The sequence below is a fragment of the Planosporangium mesophilum genome, assembly GCF_016863255.1.
Lineage (GTDB): Bacteria > Actinomycetota > Actinomycetes > Mycobacteriales > Micromonosporaceae > Planosporangium > Planosporangium mesophilum.
This window is the reverse complement of the sequence record NZ_BOON01000067.1, coordinates 13,834-27,571: the sequence shown is the minus strand read 5'-3', so window position 1 is coordinate 27,571 and position 13,738 is coordinate 13,834. Positions and strand designations below refer to the sequence as shown.

The 13,738-nt window shown below is 70.9% G+C and carries 14 protein-coding genes; 10 read left to right on the top strand and 4 right to left on the bottom strand.

Annotated elements, in window-relative coordinates:
- The first annotated feature begins 56 nt into the window (after positions 1 to 56).
- The 7 genes from Pme01_RS28585 to Pme01_RS28555 all read left to right on the top strand — a co-directional run bounded on the left by Pme01_RS28585 (position 57) and on the right by Pme01_RS28555 (position 5,367).
- Positions 57 to 1,013: a flagellar motor switch protein FliM gene (locus tag Pme01_RS28585; protein ID WP_239088521.1), complete on the top strand. Its 957-nt coding sequence runs from the start codon at positions 57 to 59 to the stop codon at positions 1,011 to 1,013.
- Positions 1,010 to 1,759 carry a flagellar motor switch protein FliN gene (gene fliN, locus Pme01_RS28580; protein WP_168117980.1) on the top strand — a complete coding sequence of 250 codons (750 nt, stop codon included), beginning with the start codon at positions 1,010 to 1,012 and terminating at the stop codon, positions 1,757 to 1,759. The genes Pme01_RS28585 and fliN overlap by 4 nt, the downstream gene beginning before the upstream one ends.
- A 12-nt stretch (positions 1,760 to 1,771) precedes the next feature.
- A complete protein-coding gene (gene fliO, locus Pme01_RS28575) occupies positions 1,772 to 2,191 on the top strand; it encodes a flagellar biosynthetic protein FliO (RefSeq protein WP_168117981.1) in 420 nt (139 codons plus the stop codon).
- Positions 2,188 to 3,060: a flagellar type III secretion system pore protein FliP gene (gene fliP / locus Pme01_RS28570; RefSeq protein ID WP_168117982.1), complete on the top strand. Its 873-nt coding sequence runs from the start codon at positions 2,188 to 2,190 to the stop codon at positions 3,058 to 3,060. Before fliO ends, fliP begins: the two co-directional genes overlap by 4 nt.
- A 13-nt stretch (positions 3,061 to 3,073) precedes the next feature.
- Entirely contained in the window at positions 3,074 to 3,349 is a 276-nt protein-coding gene (fliQ, locus tag Pme01_RS28565; protein ID WP_168117983.1) for a flagellar biosynthesis protein FliQ, read from the top strand.
- Between the two features lie 67 nt (positions 3,350 to 3,416).
- Positions 3,417 to 4,193, top strand: a complete 777-nt coding sequence (locus Pme01_RS28560; RefSeq protein WP_168117984.1) for a flagellar biosynthetic protein FliR — start codon at positions 3,417 to 3,419, stop codon at positions 4,191 to 4,193.
- An 82-nt stretch (positions 4,194 to 4,275) separates the two neighbouring features.
- Entirely contained in the window at positions 4,276 to 5,367 is a 1,092-nt protein-coding gene (locus tag Pme01_RS28555; RefSeq protein WP_168117985.1) for an EscU/YscU/HrcU family type III secretion system export apparatus switch protein, read from the top strand.
- Positions 5,368 to 5,420: 53 nt separating this feature from the next.
- On the opposite strand, the gene Pme01_RS28550 is transcribed toward Pme01_RS28555, so the two are convergent.
- The 4 genes from Pme01_RS28550 to Pme01_RS28535 all read right to left on the bottom strand — a co-directional run bounded on the left by Pme01_RS28550 (position 5,421) and on the right by Pme01_RS28535 (position 9,467).
- Positions 5,421 to 6,413 (bottom strand): Gfo/Idh/MocA family protein, encoded by a 993-nt coding sequence (locus Pme01_RS28550; RefSeq protein ID WP_168117986.1) that lies wholly within the window; start codon positions 6,411 to 6,413, stop codon positions 5,421 to 5,423.
- Entirely contained in the window at positions 6,410 to 7,501 is a 1,092-nt protein-coding gene (locus tag Pme01_RS28545; protein ID WP_168117987.1) for a DegT/DnrJ/EryC1/StrS family aminotransferase, read from the bottom strand. The genes Pme01_RS28550 and Pme01_RS28545 overlap by 4 nt, the downstream gene beginning before the upstream one ends.
- Positions 7,498 to 8,094: an acyltransferase gene (locus Pme01_RS28540; RefSeq protein WP_168117988.1), complete on the bottom strand. Its 597-nt coding sequence runs from the start codon at positions 8,092 to 8,094 to the stop codon at positions 7,498 to 7,500. The genes Pme01_RS28545 and Pme01_RS28540 overlap by 4 nt, the downstream gene beginning before the upstream one ends.
- 92 nt (positions 8,095 to 8,186) lie before the next feature.
- On the bottom strand, positions 8,187 to 9,467 hold the full coding sequence (locus tag Pme01_RS28535) for an EAL and HDOD domain-containing protein (RefSeq protein ID WP_168117989.1): 1,281 nt from the start codon (positions 9,465 to 9,467) through the stop codon (positions 8,187 to 8,189).
- 159 nt (positions 9,468 to 9,626) lie between these two features.
- Here Pme01_RS28535 and flhA point away from each other — a divergent pair, with 159 nt between their 5' ends.
- The 3 genes from flhA to Pme01_RS28520 are packed head-to-tail and all read left to right on the top strand — an operon-like array spanning position 9,627 to position 13,736.
- Complete coding sequence (flhA, locus tag Pme01_RS28530) at positions 9,627 to 11,651, top strand: flagellar biosynthesis protein FlhA (RefSeq protein WP_205864453.1); 2,025 nt, start codon at positions 9,627 to 9,629, stop codon at positions 11,649 to 11,651.
- Positions 11,629 to 13,074 (top strand): hypothetical protein, encoded by a 1,446-nt coding sequence (locus Pme01_RS28525; RefSeq protein ID WP_168117991.1) that lies wholly within the window; start codon positions 11,629 to 11,631, stop codon positions 13,072 to 13,074. The genes flhA and Pme01_RS28525 overlap by 23 nt, the downstream gene beginning before the upstream one ends.
- Positions 13,071 to 13,736, top strand: a complete 666-nt coding sequence (locus Pme01_RS28520; protein ID WP_168117992.1) for a PilZ domain-containing protein — start codon at positions 13,071 to 13,073, stop codon at positions 13,734 to 13,736. Before Pme01_RS28525 ends, Pme01_RS28520 begins: the two co-directional genes overlap by 4 nt.
- Positions 13,737 to 13,738 lie beyond the last annotated feature (2 nt).

Below are 13,738 nucleotides of genomic sequence, written 5' to 3'. Positions count from 1 at the left end.
CCAATCACCTGACACGGTTTTCTCAAGCCGGGCCCGGGTCGGCCGATGGTGGCGACGTGACCAAAGCGTCGTCCATGGCCGGCCCGTCCCGCACCGCCGGCCGCATCAACCGCCGGAGCAAGAGCGCCGGGCCGGAGCCGTACGACTTCCGACGCCCGACCAACCTGTCCCGTGAACACATCCGGACGCTTCAGATCGCGTACGAGACGTTCGCGCGGCAGTTCACCACCATCCTGACGACCAGCCTGCGGGCAGTGTCCCAGGTCACACTGATCTCCATCGAGCAGTTCACGTACGACGAGTACATCTCGTCGCTGTCGAGCCCGACCATCGTGGCCAAGCTCAGCATGGAGCCCCTGCCGGGCACCGCGATCGCCGAGTTCTCCCTGGCCATCGCGATGACCTCGATCGACCACATGCTCGGCGGCTCCGGTGGACCGCAGCCGGAGCGGCCGCTGACCGAGATCGAGGCACCGCTGCTCAACGGCCTGATGGACCGCATGCTCGGTGAGCTTCGGTACGCCTTCGAGGGGATCGCCTCGACCCGGCCACAGCTGACCGGCATCGAGTACAACCCGCAGTTCGTCCAGGCCGGCGGCGCCTCCGACCCGGTCATCGTCGCCTCGTTCGAGATGCGCGTCGGTGCCGAGGAGTGCGTCATGACGATCTGCCTGCCGTTCGGCATGATCTTCCCGAAGCTGCAGGGCGACCGCAACGACGTCCAGCTCAGCCCCGCACAGCGCGCCGCCCGCGAGGCGGCCCACCGCAACCTCGTCGCCGGCATGGAGAGCGTCCCGCTCGACGTGGCCGTGCGCTTCCAGCAGATGCGCATGCGCCCCGAAGACCTGATCAACCTGCGCCCCGGTGACGTCGTCACGCTCAACCACCCGACCACGCAGCCGCTCGCGGTCACGACCGCCGGCCTGACGTTCGCCCACGCCGTGCCGGGCACCCAGGGTTCCCGCCTGGCCTGCCTCGTCGTGGCACCCGCCAAGGAGGAAGACCGCCGATGACCGCCCCCACCAACACCTCGCAGGACCTGGGCCGAGCGCTCGCGGCGGCCGAAGCCGCGGTGGCCCTGCTGCCGGCGAGCAGCCCGCTGCAGACCGCCTCCCCCACCCAGGACGCCTCCGCCATCTCGCTGGAGGGGCAGGCCATCCGGGCCCGCTTCGCCGGCGCGGCCGAGGGCGAGATCCTCGTCGTGGTCGCCCAGGACCTGGTCGACGCCCTCGGCGACACCCCGCTCGGCTCGCTGGACGTCACCCAGGCGGTACGGCCGGCCATCGAGGCCGCCGCCGGCACGCTCGGACCGGTCGTCGTCGACCCGGGCAACGTCACCGACGCCGCCGAGGCGCTCGCCGCCCTGGTCGCCGCCGGTGGGGCGCTGGTACCGCTGACCGACGGCACCGCGGTGCACGGGGTGGTGGGCCTGCTGGTGAAGGTCGACGCGACCGCCGCCGCCCGCGCGGCCGACACGCCGGCGGAGCCGCAGCGGCCCGTCGCCACGCGCAACGGCCTCGACCTGCTCCACGACGTGGAGATGGAGGTCACCGCCGAGCTGGGGCGTACCCGCATGAGCGTGCGCGAGCTGCTCGCGCTGACCCCCGGTACCGTCGTCGAGCTCGACCGGGCCGCCGGCGGGCCGGCCGACCTGCTGGTCAATGGCAAGCTCATCGCCCGCGGCGAGGTCGTCGTGATCGACGAGAACTTCGGCATCCGGATCACCGAGATCATTCCGCCCACCGAGCAGCGGGCGTAGCGGGGTACGCGCGTGATCGAGCTGACGATCCGGATCATCTTCTCGCTACTGGTGGTCGTCGCCCTGATGTGGGGCATGGCCAAGCTCGCCCGCAAACCGCTCGGAATCCGCAAGGGCGGCGGCCTGATCGAGGTACTCGGTCGGCAGCAGCTCAGCCGCGGCTCGTCGGTGGCGGTGGTCCGGATCGCCGACAAGGCGATGGTGCTGGGCGTCACGGACGGACAGGTGAGCCTGATCGCCGAGACCGAGCTGTCGGTGATCGAGGAGTACCAGCCCGAGGTGGCGCTCAAGCGGGAGTCGCTCTCGCTGGAGTCGCTCGACTCCCCCGCACCGATCGGGACGGCCGGGCCGCTCACCGGCTCGGCGCTCTCCGTCGACACCTGGAAGCAGACGTTGAAGTTCCTGCGCGAACGGACGGTACGCAAGTCGTGAGGCACCCGATCCGCCTGGCCCTCGCCACCCTCGGCGTCGGCGCGGCACTGCTGCTCGGTACGCCCGGGGTGGCGTCGGCAGCGCCGGTGGCAGTCAAGGCGCCCGCCCTCGTCACGGCGCCCGCCCTCGTCACGGCGCCGGCCTTCGGCACCGTCCCGCAGGCGCCGACGCCGCCGACCCCGCCAGGCGCACCGGCCGAGCCGCAGGGCACGGTCACCGTCAACGTGGGCGGTACGAACGGCAAGCCGAGCCAGTCGATCGTCGTCCTGATCGCGCTGACCGTGCTGTCGGTCGCCCCCGCCCTGCTGCTGCTGTGCACCAGCTTCACCAAGATCTTCGTGGTCCTGAGCATCACCCGCAACGCGCTCGGCCTGACCACCGTGCCGCCCAACCAGGTCCTCGCCGGGCTCGCGCTGTTCATCAGCCTCTTCGTCATGGGCCCGGTCATGTCGGAGATGAACTCGCAGGGCGTGCAGCCCTACCTCAAGGGCGAGAAGACCCAGAGCGTGGCGTTCAACGACGGTGTCAAGCCGCTGCGCGAGTTCATGCTCAACCACACCCGCAAGGACGAGCTGGCACTGTTCACCAAGGTCGCCGACCGCCCGCTGCCGAAGAACCGCGACGACGTACCACTGTCGACGCTGGTGCCGGCCTTCGCCCTTTCGGAGCTGCGGGCCGCGTTCATCATCGGCTTCGTCATCTACATCCCGTTCCTGGTCATCGACATGATCGTGTCGGCCTCGCTGATGAGTCTGGGCATGATGATGCTGCCCCCGGTGACCGTGTCAATGCCGTTCAAGTTGCTGCTCTTCGTTCTCGTCAACGGCTGGGGGCTGGTCGTCACCGCCCTGGTCGCCAGCTACCGCTAGGGGCCCACCACTCATGACCGACAACCAGATCATCCACATCGGTCTGCAGACCATGACCGTGGCCGCCAAGCTGGGCGCGCCGGTACTGCTCACCGCGCTGCTGATCGGCTTCGCCGTGTCGCTGTTCCAGTCGGTGACCCAGATCCAGGAAGCGACGCTGTCCTTCGTACCGAAGGCGATCGGCATCGGGGTGGCGCTGCTGCTGACCGGCAACTGGATGCTGCACGAGATGGTCACGTTCACGGAGATGCTGTTCGCCCAGATCCCCAACCTGATCAAGAGCGCATGAGCAAGCGAATCAGAGAGCTCGGCATCCTCGGGTCTCATGGCCCGGCCGAGCGGAACGAGGCCGGGGCATGAACCTGTCCTTTCCGGCCGCGGAGTTCACCGCGCTGCTGCTGGCCTCGGTACGGGCTGCCGCCTGGCTGACCATCTCGCCGCCGTTCAACTCCAACGTGGTGCCGGCCCAGGTCAAGGCGCTGCTCTCGGTCGCGATCGCGCTGCCGGTGGTGCCGTCCCTGGTGAACAAGGTGCCCTCGCTGGACGACACGGCCGGGCTGGTCGTCAGCGTCGCCGAGCAGGTGGTCGTGGGGACCGCGCTGGGCTTCCTGACCGCGCTGCTGTTCGCCGCGGTCTCGGCCGCCGGCAACCTGATCGACCTGTTCGGCGGCATGTCGCTGGCGTTCGCGTTCGACCCGATGGGCTCGGCCGGCAACGGCGGCAGCGGCATCTTCGGCCGCTTCTACAACCTCATCGCGGTCACGCTGCTGTTCGTGACCGACGGACACCAGCTCGTCCTGCGTGGCTTCACCACCTCGTACAACGTGCTCCCGCTGGACGGCACGCTGTCCCTGCGCAACCTCGAGCACCTCGTCACCACCGGCGTCGCCGAGATGTTCCTGTCGGCCATCCAGATCGCCGGCCCGCTGATCGCCGTGCTGTTCTGCGCCGACATCGGACTCGGGCTGCTGTCCCGGGTGGCGCCGGCGCTGAACGCGTTCTCCCTCGGCTTCCCGGTGAAGATCATGTTGACCCTGGGCGGGGTGGGCCTGGCGATGACCATGCTCCCGCAGGCCGTCGGCAGCCTCGTCGACAAGTCCGTCAAGGCCGTCCTGGAGGCGATCGGAGCGTGAACCGGCACCTGCGCCCGTCGACCCCGTCACGCCCGCTGCGCCGCCCCGATCCGCGCGGCGTCCGGCACCCCGGGGAGGTGACATGAGCGGCGAGAAGACCGAGAAGCCCACCGAGAAGCGGAAGCGGGAAGCGCGCAAGGAAGGGCAGATCCCGCGTACCCCCGATCTGGGCTCCTGGGGTGGGCTGCTGATCGCGAGCATGCTGCTGCCGATGCTGGTCCGCAACACCATGAAGACCGCCGAGAAGCTGTTCTTCCTCTCCGCCGCCGTGATCAGCGATCCCGATCCGGGCAAGGCGATGAAGGTCATGGTCACCGGCCTGAAGGACGGGGCGATGACGGTCGCGCCGCTCGCGCTCGGCATGCTGGCGGTCGGCATCGCCGCCACGGCGGCGCAGGGCGGCCTGCGCCCGGCCACCAAGCTGCTCAAACCCAACTTCAAACGGCTCAACCCGTTCTCGGGCCTGAAGAAGACGTTCGGCCCGCAGGCGGGCTGGGAGGCCGTCAAGGCGACGGTCAAGACCGCGATCCTGGGTATCGTCCTGTACCTGCAGCTGCGCGTGATGCTGCCCGGTCTGGTCACCGCCGGCTCGATGCCGCTGCCGGCACTGCTCGATCTGATCACCGATACCGTCCTCACCCTGGTCCGGACCGCCGCCGTGGCCGGCCTGGTCATGGCGGCCGCCGACTACGCGATGGCCCGCCGGCGCATCGGCAAGCAGATCAAGATGAGCAAGCACGAGGTAAAGCAGGAGCACAAGCAGCAGGAGGGCGACCCGCTGCTCAAGGGCGCCATCCGGTCACGGCAGATGGCGATGAGCCGCCAGCGGATGATGAGCGACCTCGTGAAGGCCGATGTCGTGCTGGTCAACCCCACGCACGTCGCGGTCGCGCTGCGCTACGACCCGAGCCGGGGCGCACCGCGGGTGGTGGCCAAGGGCGCCGGGGCCGTGGCGGCCCGCATCCGCCAGGTGGCGACCGACAAACGCATCCCGATGGTGCAGGACGTACCGCTGGCGCGGGCCCTGTACAAGGCCTGTGACCTGGGCGCCGAGGTCCCGCCCGAGCTGTACAACGCGGTCGCCCGGGTGCTCGCGTTCGTCATGACGCTCAAGGCGCGCGGCTCCGCGGCGGGTGTGCACCGCAGCCCGGAGCTGACCTCTGCTCGCTCGTGATCGCCGAGGGCCTACGGGGCTGTGACGCCGCAAACCCCCGGTGATGACGGGGACTATGTGATGTCCACCGTCGCGCCGGTACGGGCGGACTCCTTCATCGCCTCCGCGACCCGGACCGTGCCCAGGCCGGCCCGCAGCGTGACCACGTCGGCGTCCTCGCCGCGTACGGCGGCCGCGAACGCGGCCAGCTCGGTGGCCAGGGGCTCCGGCTTGGGGATGGCGTACCGGGTCATGTTGCCTTCGGAGACGCCACGGAAGTTGGCGATCGTGTCCCACTGCGTGGGCTGCGAGCCGTTCTCGTAGAAGGTCAGGTCGGCCATGAGGGTGTCGGCGATGAAGCAGCCCCGCTCACCGGTGACGATCGTGACCCGCTCCTTGAACGGCGACAGCCAGTTCACCAGGTGGGTGGCGACCACGTCGATGCCGAGCAGGCCGACCGCGCTGACCAGGTCCTCGTGCGGACGGCCGCTGCGGTTGGCGGTACGGGCCGACAGCGACCGGTACGCCGACCGGGTCACCCACGCGGTGAGGTCGATGTCGTGGGTGGCGAGGTCGGAGATCACGCCGACGTCGGCGATGCGCACCGGGAACGGTCCCTGGCGGCGCGTCACGATCTGGTACAGCTCACCGAGCTCACCGTTGGCCAGCCGGGCACGCAGGTTCTGCAGGGCGGGGTTGTAGCGCTCGATGTGGCCCACGCAGCCGAGCACCCCGTGCCGCTCGAAGACCTCCACCAGGCGTTGCGCGGCGGCCGAGTCCGGGGCGAGCGGCTTTTCGATGAGGGCCGCGACCCCGGCCTGCGCCAACCGGGTACCGATGGCCTCGTGGGTGACGGTGGGGGTGGCGACCACACACAGGTCGATGCCTCGCGCGAGCAGTTCGTCCAGCTCCGCCACGACCAGTTCCGGGGCGACGGCCCCGAACCGGTCGCCGCCCGGGTCGACCACGCCGACCAGTTCCACATCGGACAGTTCCCGAAGTGCCCGGGCGTGGTGGCGGCCCATCATCCCCAGACCGACCAGACCGGCCCGCAGCGGCGCGGTCACGAACCCATCACCTTCGCCACGGCGGCGCCGATGTGTGCGAGGTCGCCTTCGGACAGCGCCGGGTGCACCGGCAGGGACAGCACCTCGGCGCAGGCCCGCCGGGTCTCGGGCAGGTCGATCGACAGCCCGTACGAGGGAAGCTCGTGGACCGGGGTCGGGTAGTACACCCCGCTGCCGACGCCGGCGGCGGCCAGCCCGTCCGCGACGGTGTCCCGGTCGGACACCCGGATCGTGTACTGGTGCCAGACGTGCTCCGCCCGGTCCGCCACCGCGGGTACGCCGACGCCCGGCACCTCGGCGAGCGCCGCCGAGAGGTGGCCCGCGTTGCGTTGCCGCGTCGCGGTCCAGCCGGCCAGCCGCCGCAACTGCACCCGGCCGATGGCGGCGTGCAGGTCCGTCATGCGCACGTTGTAGCCGACGACCTCGTTGTGGTACCGGCGCTCCATGCCCTGGTTACGCAGCAGCCGTACCCGCCGCGCGGTGTCCTCGTCGGCGCAGACGACCATGCCGCCCTCGCCGCTGGTCATGTTCTTCGTCGGGTAGAAGCTGAACGCGGCGACTTGGCCGAACGTGCCGACCGGCCGGCCGGCCCAGGTCGCCAGGTGGGCCTGCGCCGCGTCCTCGATCACGGCCAACCCGTGCCGGTCGGCGATCGCCGCCAGCCGGTCCATCGCGGCCGGGTGCCCGTACAGGTGCACCGGCATGACCGCCGCCGTGCGGGGCGTGATCGCGGCGAGGACCGCGTCGGGGTCGATGCACAAGTGCGCCGGCTCGATGTCCACGAAGACCGGCTCCGCCCCTGCGAGCACGACGGCGTTCGCGGTGGCGGCGAACGTGAACGACGGCACGATCACCTCGTCGCCCGGGCCGATGCCGGCGGCGAGCAGGCCGAGCAGCAGGGCGCTGGTACCCGAGTTGACCGCAACGCAGCTCCGGTCACCGACCACGGCGGAGAACTCGGTCTCGAACGCGGCCACCTCCGGCCCCTGCGCGAGCATCCCGGTCGCCATCACGCGGTCCACCGCGGCGCGCTCCTCGGCGCCGATCATGGGCCGCGCGGCCGGGATCATCGGAGTAACAGCCGTCATTGCGCATCTCCCCGTAGCGTGCCGTCTTCCTCGGTGTAGGTGGCCCCGGTCCGGGGACACCGCCAAAGCCCGGTGGCGAGGCGCTCCAGCCGGACGCCCGCCTCCCCCACCCAGCCCAGCTGGCGCGCGGGAACGCCGGCGACCAGCGCGAAGTCGGGTACGTCGGCGGTCACCACCGCCCCGGCCGCGACCATGGCCCAGCGGCCGATCCGGACCGGGGCCACACAGACCGAGCGGGCGCCCAGCGAGGCGCCGTACTCGACGGTGACTCCCACCGACGTCCAGTCGTCGGCGCCCTTGAGCCTGCCGTCCGGGTTCACCGCGCGCGGGTGGAGGTCGTTGGTCAGCACCGCGGCCGGACCCACGAACACCCCCGACGCCAGCCGGGCCGGCTCGTACACGAGGGCGTGGTTCTGAATCTTCACGTTGTCGCCGATGACGACGCCCGGTCCGATGTAGGCGCCCCGGCCGACCACGCAGTCGGACCCGAGCCGAGCGCCTTCCCGGACCTGTGCCAGGTGCCAGACCCGGGTGCCGTCTCCGAGTTCGACGCTCTCGTCGACGTCGGAGGAGGGGGAAATTGTCGCCGTCACGCTGCTTATTCTAGATATAAATGGGCAAAACGAGCTGTTTTGCCCATTTCGCCACTCCGTGCCGCGCTGCGACGCCTCGTACCGGCTCCGCGTCAGGCGGGCGTCGGAACGTTGTCGGAAGCGCCCGGGCGCGACGCGGGCGGACCGAGCACGCCCTGCACGGTCCGTACCGACCAGCCCACCGCGCTCAGGTACGCCTTCGCCAGGTCCGCCGGGGACACCTTGAGCTGGCTGAGCGCCGTGGCGTCCGCCCCCTCGTACGCCCGCACCAGCGACAGCACCTCGCCGAGGCCGCCGGACCCGTTGACCAGCGCCTCGGTCACGTCGTCGGCCAGCGGTAACCGGCCGACCAGGTCGACCACCGGGACGCCGAGCACGTCGGAGATGCCCCAGAGCAGGCCGGCGATGAACGCCGAGTCGGCGGAGGCGTCGAGCCGGCTGGCGATCGTCTGGCACAGCCGCGCCCGGGCCATCGCGGTCGACAGGTGCGCGTCGCTCGCCTCGGCGATGTCCGAGACCAGCATCAGCGTCACCCACTCCCGGATTCGCTGGCCGCCGAGCATGACGACCGCCTGGTGCACCGACGAGACGCGACGGTTCAGGCCGCCCGAGGCGGCGTTCGTCGCCCGCAGTACCCGGAACGTCAACGCCGGGTCGCTGGTCACGATCGACACGATGTGGTCGACGTCGGCCTCGGGCCCGGTCAGCGCGCCCAGCAGTTCCAGCCGGCGCAGCCGCGACGGCGCCAGGGTGGCGATCGACACCACCTGGGTGCGGCTCAGCGCGTACCCCTGGAGCAGCTCGAACCCGAGCTCATGGGCCAGCATGATGTGCTCGGTGGTCTCCACCTTCTCGGCGACCAGCTTGATGTCCGGGTACTTCCGGCAGGCCCGCACGACCGAGGTGATGCGATCCTCGTCGCCGTCGAGCACGTCGATCTTCACGTACGAGGCGAGGCCCAGCAGCCGCTCGTGGCCGAGCCCGAAGACGAAGTCGTCCAGCGCGATCGGGTACCCCTGCTCCACCAGGCGGGAGACCCCCGCGATCACCTCGTCGTCCATCTCGACCGACTCGAGGATCTCCAGGACGACCCGGCCGGGCTCGAACGGCAGCGCCAACTCACCGACGATGAACTCGCGCGTCAGGTTGATGAAACACATGTGGTCGCCGACCAGTTCGGGCAGGCCGAACTCGGTGAAGGCGTTCACGATCACCTGACTGGTGGCGTACGCGTTGCGCCGCGACGCCGCCACCTCGGTACCGGCGCCGCGGAAGAGCAGCTCGTACCCGACGACGTCGCCAGCGGGGTTGTACAGCGGCTGACGACCGACGTGAACGATCTGTCCGGGCTGCGGTTCCGATGTCGTTGACACGAAGCGTCGATCGGCATCCGCCGGCAGGTACTGAGGGAAAAACCCTCACCCGACGGACCACAGGGCCGATGTGTCGGCTGCCAGGAGGGCAAAGGTACGGCCACGGAACGGGCTTGATAGCTATCCCCGACAGTAGAGGGTCTCGTGTCCGGTCGCCGGTTGAGCCAGTTCGCCGTCCCCCTGGGTGTCGTACTGATCATCGTGATGATGGTCGTGCCGCTGCCCACCTTCCTGATCGACCTGTTCATCGCCCTGAACATCGTCGGCGCGCTGGTGGTCGTGCTGACCAGCATGTACGTGAAGCGTCCGCTGGACTTCTCCACGTTCCCCTCGCTGCTGCTGGTCATGACGCTGTTCCGGCTCGCGCTCAACATCAGCGCCACCCGCCTGGTCCTCATGGACGGCTTCGCAGGCAACGTCATCGACGCGTTCGGCCACTTCGTGGTCGGCGGCCAGCTCGTGATCGGTCTGGTCATCTTCACCATCCTGATCGTGATCCAGTTCCTCGTGATCACGAAGGGCGCGGAGCGGGTCGCCGAGGTCGGCGCCCGCTTCACCCTCGACGCCATGCCGGGTAAGCAGATGGCGATCGACGCCGACCTCAACGCGGGCCTGATGGACGAGGTGGAGGCGCGCAGGCGCCGCGCCGAGGTGGCCGCCGAGGCGGACTTCTACGGCGCGATGGACGGCGCCTCCAAGTTCGTCAAGGGCGACGCGATCGCCGCCATCGTCATTACCCTGATCAACCTCATCGGCGGCTTCGTCGTCGGCATGGTCCAGAAGGGCATGTCTCCCGTCGAGGCCATCCAGAAGTACAGCCTGCTGAGCGTCGGCGACGGCCTCGTCTCGCAGATCCCGGCGCTGCTGCTGTCGGTGGCGACCGGCCTCATCGTGACCCGCTCGGCCACCGAGGGCGACATGGGCTCGAGCGTGATCAAGCAGCTCGGCCAGCACCGGGTCGCGTTACGGATCGCCGGCGGTGCCGCCCTGGTGCTGTGCCTCATCCCGGGCCTGCCCAAGCTCCCGTTCCTGCTGATCGGCGGCGCCGCGCTGTTCGTCGCGCAGCGGATGCCCTCCTCGCCCGCCGGGGAGGCGGCCGAGGCGGACGCGAACGCCCCGGCGCCGGCCGACCCGACCGAGTCGCTGCTGGGCGAGATGCGCGTCGACCCGCTCGAGCTGGCGCTCTCCCCCGACCTCGTCGACCTCGTCGACGGTGCCGGCGGCGACCTCCTGGACCGGGTACGGTCACTGCGCCGCAAGGTCGCCCTCGACCTGGGCATCGTGATGCCGCCGGTGCGTACCCGCGACGACCTGGACCTGCCGCTGTCGACGTACGCCATCCGCATCAGCGGGGTGGACGTCGCCCAGGGCCAGGCGCCACCCGGCACCGTCCTCGCGATCGGCGAGAACCTGGACTTCCTGCCCGGCCGCGCCGGCGTCGAGCCGGTCTTCGGCCTTGCCGGCAAGTGGGTACCGGCCGAACTGCGCCACCAGGCCGACCTGTCCGGCGCGACCGTGGTGGACCGGGCCTCGGTCATCATCACGCACCTGGCCGAGGTGGTACGGGCCAACGCCAGCCGCCTGCTCGGCCGCGAGGACGTGCGGGCGCTCACCGAGGTCGTCAAGCAGACCCACCCGGTCGTCGTCGAGGAGCTGACCCCGGCCCTGCTCAGCCTCGGCCAGGTACAGCGGGTGCTGCAGGGGCTGCTGGACGAGGACGTACCGGTCCGCGACCTGGTACGCATCTTCGAGTCCCTCTCGCTGACCGCGAAGAGCGCCACCGACCACGACTCGCTGCTGGAGGCGGCCCGCGCCGCCCTCGGCCCGGCCATCTCCGCCCGGTACGCCACCGACGGCGCGCTCACCGTCGTCACCCTGGACCCGCGCCTGGAGCAGTCGCTGCTCGAGTCGCTGCGCCCCACCGAGGCCGGCCTGCAACTGCTGGTCGACACCGGCCGGGCGGAGATCATGGTGGCGGAGCTGACCCAACTGTGCGAGACCGCCGAGCAGCGGGGCCTCAGCCCGGTGGTCGTCTGCTCGCCCCAACTGCGCCTGGCGCTGCGGCGCCTGCTCCAGATGGCCGTACCCCGGCTGCCCGTCCTGTCGTACTCCGAGATCGCCCAGAGCGCGCTGCGCGTCGAAACCGTGGGAGTGGTGAACGGTGCCTACTCGATTGCTGCTTGAGGGTGGCGACATCCAGGAACTGCTGGCACAGGTCCGCGCCGAGCACGGTCCGGCGGCGCGCATCGTCGCCGCCGACCGGGTTCGCCCGACCGGTCTGACCGGCCTGTTCAGCCGCGAACGGTACGAGCTGACCATCGAGGTGGCCGACTCCGCGGAGACCGGCACGGCCGCTCCGGCGGTCAAGGCCGCCCCGGCTGCCGCCGCCGGTGCCGCCGGCAGCCCGGCCGACGCGCTGATCGCCCTCGTCGAGGCGCAGGAGCGCCAACTGCTGCCGCACCTCGGCGCGGACGAGTCGGGCACCCCGGACGCCGCCACAGCCGGCTCGGCCGGCACCACGACCACAGCCGGCTCGGCCGGCACCACGGCCACAGCCGGCCCGGCCGGCACCACGGCCACAGCCGGCCCGACCGGCACCACGACCACAGCCGGCCCGACCGGCACCACGACCGAGCCGAGCGCCAACCCGAACGCATTCGCCGAGGTGCTGTCCGGCTTCGGGGCGCCGGGCTGGAGGGTCCCGGTCGTGACGGGTGGTACCACCGTGATGCCCGCGCCCACCACGCCGACGGCCGCGGAGCGGCCGCCCGTGGTCGTCGCTCCCCCGGCCGCAACACCGACGCCGCCGAAGGCCGCACCGGCACCGCCGGCCGCCGGCCACGCCGCCGCTCAAGCTGCGGTGGCTCCGACCGCGAGCGTCGCCGGCCAGGAGGCCGACACCCCGGACGCCCCGCTGATCCCGCGCTACCAGCCTGTCCGGCTGCCCGCCGACGCTCCGCTGAAGACCGTGCTGTCCCACCTGGGCCTGCCGGAGCAGCTGGGCGAACGGGTGACCGGCGCCGACTCGTACCGGGCGATCGTCAAGGTCCTCAAGCTCCTGCCCGAGGCGCCGAAGCCGCCGTCACGCGCCGGTGAGGTCCTCGTGATCGCCGGTGAGCTGCGCGACGCGCTGGCGGTGGCCCGTACGGTCAGCGAGTCGCTGCGCCTGGCCCCGGCCCGCGTCGTGCTCGCCGCCGCCAGCTGCGCGGGTACCGGTATCCACCCGAGCCGGCGACTGACCGGTCCGGAGCACGCGGTCAAGCGGATCGCCAAGCTGCGCCGCGTCGCGGACGCGCCGATCGTCGTCGTGGTCGACATGCCGGCCGGCGGCATCGGTACCGAATGGGCCCGCTCGATCGTGGAGAGCTGTGACGCCGCCGCGGTGTGGGGTGTGGTCAACGCCACAGGCAAGACTGCGGATAGCGCGCGCCGACTAGCCGATATCGGCCATGTGGATGCTATCGCGGCGTATGCCTGCGCGGCAACGAGCGACCCGGCTACCGTCCTGCAACTGGGGGTGCCCGTCGCGCTGCTCGACGGTCGCGTCGCAACCCCGCATGTCTGGGCTGACCTGCTGTGTCGGCGGTTGGAAGAGGTGGTGGAATGAGCGAGCCGATGCCCGAGGTCAGCTCGCCGGTCAGCCTTGTTCACGAGGGGACCGAGCTCGAGTCACGGGTGGAGATGATCAACGGCGCGACCGTGGTCGTCGCCGCACCGTTCAACGAGACGGTCGAGATCCCCGACCTGGGCGCCGTCCTGAAGCTGAGCTGGGTCGCCGGGCCGCGTGGGCGGTACGTCGTCGACGCCAGGCTGACGTCGACCGCACGGGTCGAGGGCGTACCGATGCGGTGCTGGTCCCTGACCGTCGAGTCGGAGCCCGTACTCAACCAGCGCCGCCGGTTCGTCCGCGCGGGCGGTGGTGAGGCGGTACGGGTACGCCCGAAGGAGCGCGACGACATCGTGATCTCCGGCGCCGCCAGCGACATCAGCGAGGGCGGCGTACGGTTCCGGATCAACGGCGCCAAGCCCGACGCCCCCGACCGGGTGATGCTCGACGACGGCGTACCGGTGACCACGGTCGTGCAGCTGGGCGACGACATGCTCGACGCCGACGGCGCTGTGCTGCGGACCATCGACGACCGCATCGGGAAGACCGTCGACATGATCGTGACCCTGGAGCTGACTGAGCGCCAGGCGGAGCTGGTGCGCCGGTACGTGATGCGCCAGCAGGTGCTGGCCCGCCGCGCGGCCGCCGACGACGACTACTGACG

Excerpts from the sequence above, each read along its gene's own strand:
- Pme01_RS28545 (WP_168117987.1), bottom strand. The coding sequence starts at position 7,501 with ATGACGGCTGTTACTCCGATGATCCCGGCCGCGCGGCCCATGATCGGC.
- fliN (WP_168117980.1), top strand. The coding sequence starts at position 1,010 with ATGACCGCCCCCACCAACACCTCGCAGGACCTGGGCCGAGCGCTCGCG.
- fliQ (WP_168117983.1), top strand. The coding sequence starts at position 3,074 with ATGACCGACAACCAGATCATCCACATCGGTCTGCAGACCATGACCGTG.
- Pme01_RS28555 (WP_168117985.1), top strand. The coding sequence starts at position 4,276 with ATGAGCGGCGAGAAGACCGAGAAGCCCACCGAGAAGCGGAAGCGGGAA.
- Pme01_RS28560 (WP_168117984.1), top strand. The coding sequence starts at position 3,417 with ATGAACCTGTCCTTTCCGGCCGCGGAGTTCACCGCGCTGCTGCTGGCC.
- Pme01_RS28520 (WP_168117992.1), top strand. The coding sequence starts at position 13,071 with ATGAGCGAGCCGATGCCCGAGGTCAGCTCGCCGGTCAGCCTTGTTCAC.